Origin of the sequence: Chelatococcus reniformis (assembly GCF_014640075.1) — a bacterium.
In the GTDB taxonomy this organism is placed as follows: Bacteria; Pseudomonadota; Alphaproteobacteria; order Rhizobiales; family Beijerinckiaceae; genus Camelimonas; species Camelimonas reniformis.
Genome location: NZ_BMGG01000021.1, coordinates 1 through 8,185, shown reverse-complemented (window position 1 = coordinate 8,185; position 8,185 = coordinate 1). Strand labels below are relative to the sequence as shown.

The window sequence follows — 8,185 nt, the reverse complement described above, 5'->3', positions numbered from 1 at the left end:
CCTGACAGCTCAGCGCTTCGGCCTCTTGCACTCGCCATCGACGAAGGCTCAGATCACGAAAGGACTCTCGCTTCCGCTGGATGAAAAACGGGGGTCACGTCAGCGAGTATATACAGGCGGCTGCGGCCGGTCATGCTCGCTCGGACAGAAAGGTTGACGGCTTCCATTCTGCACCACGTTCTGATTCAGCATCGACATGAGCCGATATGATCTGACCGACTTCGAGTGGCGCATGATCGAGCCGCTCCTGCCCAACAAGCCGCGAGGCATTCCGCGCGTCGACGATCGTCGGACGCTAAACGGCATCTTCTGGGTGCTGCGATCCGGTGCCCCATGGCGCGATCTGCCGGAGCGCTATGGCCCGCGCACCACCTGCTACAATCGCTTCAATCGATGGCGGCAGGCGGGCGTTTGGAACCGCCTGATGGATGCCATCAGCGCGGCACACAACGGCGAAATCCAGATGATCGACAGTACCTCCGTTCGCGCCCACCAGCAGGCCGCGACGGCAAAAAGGGGGATGCAGATCATTGTCTCGGTCGATCACGCGGCGGGCTCACGACCAAGATCCACGTCGTCGTCGATGCGCAAGGGCTCCCGATCTGGCTCGGCCTGACCGCCGGACAGACGCACGACGGGCAGATCGCCGATACGCTGCTCAACCACCTTGGCCCGCGCACCATCGTGCTGGCCGACAAGGCCTATGATGCCGATCGCATCCGCGAGCTGATCCAGTACCAAGGCGCGACGCCAAACATCCCGCCTAAGAGCAACCGCAAATGGAAGCCGTGCTTCAGCAAGCGGCTCTATCGCGAGCGGAACCTCATCGAGCGCTTCTTCTCCAAGCTGAAGCACTTCCGCCGCATCGCCACACGTTACGATAAGCTTGCCGCCAACTTCCTCGCTATGGTCCAGCTCGCCTCAATACGGCTGTGGCTCCGCGTTTATGAGTCTACAACCTAATATACGAATCTGCTATGGCGGGGCAGCCTTTCGTGTTGTGGCGGCTGGGCTTAGAGGTCGTGGATCGAAGTCAGCAGCGTCGTCTCGTGGCGCGCGTCGAGGTGAGCCTGCCGCGCGAGATTAACGAACTGCTTCTCGGCGACCATTACGTCGGCAAGCGGGAGCACGGTGATGAACGCGGTCATGTCACGCAGGTCGTTCTCCGAATGGCCCGGCCTTGGTCTTCAAGTCGGACGACCAGCTCCCTCTCCACGCTGAGGACCGGTATGTCAGCCACGATGCCGCGTACCAGAGATGATCCGATGTCTGCGGCGGTGGACCAGTCGAGGCCCAGGCCGCGCGCGATGGCGAAAATGAAGTCGAGTTCGTCGATGACGAGCCTGGCGCCGTATGCGCGTTTCCTCAGCGCGAGGGTCTCGCCGGCGACCAGCGCCCGCCGGGTCTCAATGCGCGAGATGAGGTCCGCCGAACCGGCGCTGTACCGCCGCACTGCCTGGAGCCGCACGTCTTCGTCGTGGAACGCCAAGTAGTCGAACAGTGCACGGCCAGGATCCTGGCGGATGGATGCAACCAAACGCTCCGACATCGCGAGCTCGTAGCTGTCCGGCGAGTAGTCGCCCGCCGCCTCGAACCACAAGTCGGACAAGAACCACCGCCTCGGCGGAGCGGACCGGCTGATCGCGAACCTGTCCGCGATGTAGGCGGCCAGGGTCTCGGCGAGAATCTGGCGCCTTCCGCGGAAAACGATGCCCCCGCTGATCAGCGATTGCGTACGGGCCAAATTGGCGCGCCGGTGCGGCACGTTGACCTTCAAGGTCTCGTAGATGTTGGCGAAGCTGAGCGGAACGCTGACCGAGCCCGATCGCAACATGCTGATGACCTTGGTCAGTACGGCGTGCTCCTGCGGATAGCGCTCCTTGTCCCACGAGCCCTTGGCGAGCGTCTCCCAGGCGTTTTGGTCGAGGTAGACGAGGCGGGACATGGTGCTGCTATCCGCGATGACGGGCGCGCCGTCGAGGTGCACTGCTCGACGTTAATAAGTTCATCGACATCCCAGGTAGTGCGCACGCGTAGCAGAACGAATGTCCGTTCTCACAGCTGAAAGCCAGTAGCGGCCAGTCCGCCTCCGGCCCCCGTGACGCCGAGCAAGCGGTGCGCCCCACTTCCGCATTCTGAGCCCGGTTGCGGATTGGCCGAGACCTGCCGTTCATTCTAAGAGCCGCGGAACCATATCGCCGACCAAACATGGGAAAAACTGTCCTCCAACCAAAGCGCCCAGTCCGCCGGGGCAGGATCGATGCGGCGATGCCGTGGCTCAATGTCCGCCGCCTTGCGCAGAGCCCTGGATGCCAACCGGCCCGCATCCGTGGTCAAATCGGGCTCCAGATACTCGCCGGCATCCCACCATCTCCAGCCACCGGCATGGGCAATGAATTCATTGCGGAGGAAGTATATGTGTTCGGCCCGGTCTCCGGCGCGTTCGCCCAGCCCGAGCGCCCGTACAAGGTCCCGCCGATCGCGCTTGGGATTTCCTGGCGCCCAACTCCAGTCGAAATATTGAAGCGACTGCAGCACGCAGTCGTAGGCAGCCAGCGCCTCAAGTTCGAATCCGGCGGACACGAGGCTCTGGGCGCGGAGAAAATGGAAAACGCCTTGATGGAGCGCGGGGTCGAGGGTGTTTCGCGACGCCCATTTGGAACGATAAACCCGATGACCCTCGCAGAACAGGCCCCATTGTTCAGTATAGCTGCGTTCGGCCGTCGCGAAGATTTCACGGGTCGACGGCTTCGGCCGGAAGTCGTTGTAGCATTGAACTGTAACGCCGATGCCGAACGGATGCAGGACGAGACCGTTACGCTCCCAAACAGCCATCAGCGCCTTCGCGATATTGGACCGGTGAATATATTGACGAGCGTAATGACCGAGCCACGAGAGGATGTCGCAGGCGACGTCATCCTTGAGGATTCCCTGCCAGCCGAAATTCCAGCCAGGCACGATCGAGCTGACGACGAGACCCTTGCCGCTGGGCCGGGCACGCCAGTCGCGTCCGCTCATCGAGAAATCCGCCGCGCCCCTGTCGTCGATAAGGGTCGAGAGGCATTCGCACCAGTTTGCTCGTGTCGCAAGCGTATCAAAGAAGCGATCGACATCGGCGGCAAATCGCCTTCGCTGCCACGCCGTCGGTCTGCCCTTATCGAACCATACCAAGATCAGTGATTTGGCGCGCGCGCGTGCAGTGCTCATGCGATACCGAGGTCTTTGAGCAAACGAGTGGAGCGACGCACGCACTGGAGGGGATAAGCCGGGTGATGCCGAAACCGGACCATCCATTCGTCGTCTGCCATTGCTTGGCAGATTGATTCGGGCACGATCAGCACCATCAAGAATAAGCGGCCCTCGGTAAAGCCGAGCAATTGGTCGCGGTCGCGAATGGTCAGCAGAAACGGCGTGTACCCCGAATGCTGATTGGCCGCAACGGGCATTGAACTCTCCCGTCAGCCGCACAGCGATATCAGCTTTGAGATCAGATTATTTAGAAGTTGCCCGTCTGCTCACGGCCCCCCGAGGGGTAGTGCCCCGCACGTTTCTCTTTCGGCCAATCAAGGCCGAGGAGAACTCACATGGGCCATTCTCAATTCGATGATGCGAGCCGCGAGCGCGCAGCTTGGAACGCTGGAAAGAAGGTAGGGACCAAGCGTCCGCTGACACAGAAGCAAATCTGGGCTGTTCGGTTCTTCCTCGATCGCGAGAGACGCGTTCGAGACCGCGCCCTTTTCGATCTGGCAATCGACAGCAAGCTTCGCGGCTGCGACTTGGTGAAGATCAGGATTCGCGATCTGGTTGCGGGACCGGAGATCAGGACCCGTGCTATCGTTGTTCAGCAGAAGACGGGGCGCCCTGTGCAGTTCGAGATCACCAGTGACGTTAGGGCCAGCCTTCTGGCTTGGTTGGAGAGGCGTTGCGGCACGATCGACGACTACGCGTTTCCGAGCCGGATTGATCACACGCATCACATGAGCACGAGGCAGTACGCCCGCCTGGTTGACGAATGGGTGACGGCAATTGGCCTGCATCCCGAGGAGTATGGTACTCACTCGCTTCGGCGAACTAATATAAGGCATCAATGATCTACAAGGCGACTGGCAATCTCCGCGCTATCCAGATCCTGCTCGGCCACTCCAAGATCGAGAACACGGTGCGGTATCTCGGTGTGGACGTGGAGGACGCGCTGGTCTTATATTAGCCGAACGAACCGAGATCTGACGTTGAGCGGCCATCCGAGGCAGCCCGGATGGCCGCTTCGACGTGCGGGATACGTTGCTTGCCTGTCGGTCATGGGGGTGGCTTCCAGCTGTCCGCTTCTGCGGCGGTGGAGCTGGGAAAGTGGCCGCCGCACCTCGGCCACACCGCACCCCAAATCGGTCGTTAAGTCTGCGTTCGCGATTTCCTGATAGCTGCCATTCTCACTGCTGCCGACCACTTTCTTCACTTGTGTCGATCTCACGGATGACCTCTAAGGCCTTTTGCGAAAACGGGTGATCGGCAGTTACACGCCGCAACCTACCGAGATCGCTGCGGTCGCCGTGCTTTGCAATCACGCCAAAGGCGAAATGCAGATCCCGATCAAGAAAGCCCACCCGATGATACGATGTCGGTGGCACGCCCTCATCAACCAACTTCCGGCTGACCGCGAGCAGGTCGGCCGGAAACACATCGACCAGGTTGAGGGCGGGATAGTTGGGCGGTCGCTCCGCCGCGTGACTTGCCGCCAGCGGCTCATTGATCTCTGCAAGGCAGCCGATGACGCGTTGCGGACGGAGTGCGTGCAATTGCTCCCACGCCGCGCGAGCCTGTTCCCTGTCGGCCTTGCGGCCGGACTCGGCCGCATAGACCAGTGTTCTGATGTGAACCATGCATTGTTGTGCATCGTTCTCGGTCTCCATAATCGGGAGCGGCGCAGCGTGCCGTGCGAGGAAGCGAACCGCCAGGACGAAGGCAGCCATCTCATCCTGGCTCATCGGGTTCGTCTGGGACGGAAGTCGCGTCAGGTTCGAGAACAATGGAGCGTCTGATGGCTCTTCGTATTCTGCTATCCTTTGCGCCAAGTACCTCACGCTTAGGGAATCGCCGATCCCATCAGCTTGAAAGGCGCGGCGATAGAGCAGACGCTGGGCCTCTTCCGGCAACGCGTAGACTTCCTCGGCATAGATCCAATCAAACGGGTGATCGAACATCCGCGTGTAGACGCTGAGAGCTTGCTCGCGGATATCGTCGCTGTCCGCTTCCCCAATCACAGCCGCGACCTCGTCATGGATGGCAGCGCGCTGCCCTTCGCCCTCGCCGTCGAGCGCCCCCAGTATCTTGAGCGCATCGATCACGCTCGAATTCAACGCCCAGTTCGAGGCATGAATCTCGAGGGCGTTGATCGCCTCGATGAGGCCCGCTTTCGCCGTCTCCTCAGCATCGCGGACGAACCCGACAATGTGGAGCAGCTCCAGCCGAACATGGTACGGCTCATATCTCCACCGCGTGCGCAATATCTCGGTAAGCTCATGCGTGAATCGCGTGATGTCCTCATTGCCAAACAGCTCATGGCGTTGCTTAAGAACGAACAGGAGCTCGCCGGAGGTCAAGCCGACAAGGGACCGCATGGCGATCCCCGCCGGGCGATTGCCGATGATATGGGTGAACCTCGTTGCGTCAGCCTGCCTCGCGGCGAGCCTGAAGTTGTGGCGCGGTCCGAAGCCATAATAGGCCAATGCGAAAGCTTCACTGCGCAAGGCGACATTGCCTTCACGAGCCGCCTCGGCAAGCCGCGACCGCTCCTCGGCCAGTTTTTCATCCATTGCCCGGCACAAAACCAGGTAATCCTCGATGCCCGTGCCCTTGGCCGCGCGAACGCCCAAGGCCTGAAAGCGGGCTCGACTCGTCGCCGCAGGCTCGATGTGCCCCTCCCATTCTAGGCGCCTGAAGGCATCACCATCGGTCAAGACCAGCTTGGACTGCGCGATCTCGCCGAGAAGACTGGCGTGACTGGATTCGAGAATAGCCGAGGCTGTCGCTGTCGCCACCGGACCGAGTTCACCGTCCGCTGCATCGGCAATGATGTCTGCGTCCGTGATTTCCTCCAGCACCGCACGGCAGGCCGGCTCCGTCTCGAGAGCGGCGATGATGTCGCGGGCCAGCGGACGAAAGAGCGGCGTGCCAAGCTGGACGCCAAGTTTCGCGGGATCGGTCTGCGCCAATCTGACCAGTTCTTGGGCGGCGCACGTGCTTCGAAAGATTTCGTGACTGAAGGACACCCTGCCGCCTCGAGTTTCCAAAACGCCGGCACGCAGAATTGCCTCGCAATCGTCGAAGGTCAGGCGCTGTGCCAGCATGAACTCATCGAAGGCTGTCTCCGATAGGGAATAGGCCATTTGGTCGGTGAGGCGCGCCGCGAGCCGTCGGAGGCCCAGCGAACCCGAACGCGCATGTGGTCCCAGTCGCGTGCGGATGAATTGGTCGAGAAGTTCAAGGCGCGTAACGTTTGACCGCAGCTCGTTACCGATTTCGCCCACGATGCGCGCCTCAAACCCGCTCCGCACGCCGCGCAGCACTTCTTTTGCCGCCGAGGTCAAGGCGCCATGTCCCCGTTCGGCGATGCGTGCCTTCAATGTCTCCGACGGTTTCCCGACGCTGACGCTGCTCAGGCCGGTCAGACCTTCTGGACGGGGCTCCTGGCTCGTAACGACAACCCGCGCCTCATACCGCCGTGCTAGAGCCTTGAGTCCTCGCAGTGCTTGGCGCGCATTCTCGGCCGACAGCTCGTTCAAGCCGTCGAAGATCAGGACGACCGGTATCCCCAATTGCATGGCCCGGCGCAGGAAGCGCGGATCGTAGGAGTCAACGAGCAGCGAAATCTCGCGCTGAACCGCCTCCGCCCACGAGCCCGAAAACAGCTTCGCCGAAACGAAGAGGCATATGGTGCCGGTCGCTGTGAGCTGAAGTCCCAGCCATTTTGCCATGAGGCTCTTGCCGCACCCGGATGGTCCCCACAAGAAGCTGCCAGCCTGCTCATTGATGGAAGCGATTAGAGCCCCTGCCTGCTCGTCATTTTCCGGGATCCATAGATCGGCATCGGGCTGGTATTCTGCAGCAAACGCCCGCCGATAGCGTTCGGCCCACTCGCTAAACGCCCAGGAGCCTTCGGCTGCCAGCGCGGCGTCCAGGGAAGTTGCGGTCAACTTCAAGGACCGCGCAAAGCCCTGCCAGGCCACCAGTGACCACGGACTGCCTCCCGTCGCTTCCAACGCAGCCAGGACCTCGGCAGTAGACCCGATCCGAACCTTGAAGTCGCCCGCAGTGATGGTTGACCCCTCAGGGAGGTCGCCGGTCATCGCGACGAACCCGTCCGGGTAGAAATCGCCGATGGGCGCTGCCTGAGCCATGGCATCACGCAGACGGTTCTTGGCGCCGAGCGCCTGCTGATAGGGGTTGCGGAACGGCGTCCACTCCCCGGACGGCGACAGCCGCTCCCACGCGCCATTGATCTCGCCGCGAACCGGGAGCGTGGTGGCTTTTGCTTCGACAAGTGCGACGGCATTCTCCGTCGCCACGACGAAGTCGATCTGTCGACCTTTGAGCTGAAAATTGCACAGGACCACGGCCGGAGTCGCGCCTCGCGCCAGATGGTCGACGAGGGCGCGCAGGAAGACACGTTCCGAGTCATGATCCAGCGGCTCCCCGCAGAAGATCGTCAGTTGTCGTGTCTGGTTCATGATGTGGATTCTACAGCTTCACTGCTGAAAAGCACTCCTCAATGCAGGTCATCATGACCGCACCGACCGAACGCTATCGGCTATCCACGGCGACGCGGCAGCAGCGCCGAGAGCGCCGCCCCGAGTCTTCGAGGTGCTGGTGCCACCCGTGCATTTCCTCGACGGGTTCGGCCATGATCTCTTCCAACTGGTCAATCTCCTTCCTGATCCGGTCAAACATCCAACGCCGGCGGCTAACGCATCTCCCTGGCTTATTACCCGCCTGTCCGTTGTGTAGGCCCCGAACCGGTCATTCGTGATCACCGCTGCGAACGTCTGCTTCTGGCGGATGTCGTTGAAAAAGTCGGTCATTTGAGCGCGCAGCCGCCGCGTGGCGGATTTGGTCGATCGAGGCTGGCCCTCTCATGCGGGCCTGATCTGCGGCCCGTTCGGTAGGAGTTTGGCGAGCTTCCTGAGGTTCT

At 61.4% G+C, this 8,185-nt stretch carries 6 protein-coding genes and 1 pseudogene; 2 read left to right on the top strand and 5 right to left on the bottom strand.

Features of this window, described 5'->3' with window-relative positions; translation table 11 throughout:
• The first annotated feature begins 196 nt into the window (after window positions 1–196).
• Window positions 197–963, top strand: a protein-coding gene (locus IEW34_RS30040) for an IS5 family transposase (RefSeq protein ID WP_188612936.1) whose coding sequence is annotated in 2 segments (ribosomal slippage) — window positions 197–509 and window positions 509–963 — 768 coding nt in all. Because the reading frame shifts where the segments join, the coding sequence is not laid out codon by codon here.
• A gap of 50 nt (window positions 964–1,013) precedes the next feature.
• Here IEW34_RS30040 and IEW34_RS31005 read toward each other — a convergent pair.
• From IEW34_RS31005 to IEW34_RS30025, 4 genes are all read right to left on the bottom strand, one after another.
• Window positions 1,014–1,148 (bottom strand): hypothetical protein, encoded by a 135-nt coding sequence (locus IEW34_RS31005; protein WP_280516356.1) that lies wholly within the window; start codon window positions 1,146–1,148, stop codon window positions 1,014–1,016.
• Window positions 1,145–1,945 carry a hypothetical protein gene (locus tag IEW34_RS30035; RefSeq protein ID WP_188612935.1) on the bottom strand — a complete coding sequence of 267 codons (801 nt, stop codon included), beginning with the start codon at window positions 1,943–1,945 and terminating at the stop codon, window positions 1,145–1,147. Before IEW34_RS30035 ends, IEW34_RS31005 begins: the two co-directional genes overlap by 4 nt.
• 230 nt (window positions 1,946–2,175) lie before the next feature.
• Window positions 2,176–3,207, bottom strand: coding sequence for a hypothetical protein (locus IEW34_RS30030; RefSeq protein WP_188612934.1), 1,032 nt, complete (start codon window positions 3,205–3,207; stop codon window positions 2,176–2,178).
• Complete coding sequence (locus IEW34_RS30025; protein ID WP_188612933.1) at window positions 3,204–3,446, bottom strand: hypothetical protein; 243 nt, start codon at window positions 3,444–3,446, stop codon at window positions 3,204–3,206. The genes IEW34_RS30030 and IEW34_RS30025 overlap by 4 nt, the downstream gene beginning before the upstream one ends.
• A gap of 138 nt (window positions 3,447–3,584) precedes the next feature.
• On the opposite strand from IEW34_RS30025, the pseudogene IEW34_RS30020 reads away from it, so the two are divergent.
• Window positions 3,585–4,207, top strand: a pseudogene (locus IEW34_RS30020) (tyrosine-type recombinase/integrase).
• 220 nt (window positions 4,208–4,427) lie between these two features.
• Here the strand turns inward: IEW34_RS30020 and IEW34_RS30015 are convergent.
• Complete coding sequence (locus tag IEW34_RS30015) at window positions 4,428–7,724, bottom strand: NERD domain-containing protein (RefSeq protein WP_188612932.1); 3,297 nt, start codon at window positions 7,722–7,724, stop codon at window positions 4,428–4,430.
• Window positions 7,725–8,185 lie beyond the last annotated feature (461 nt).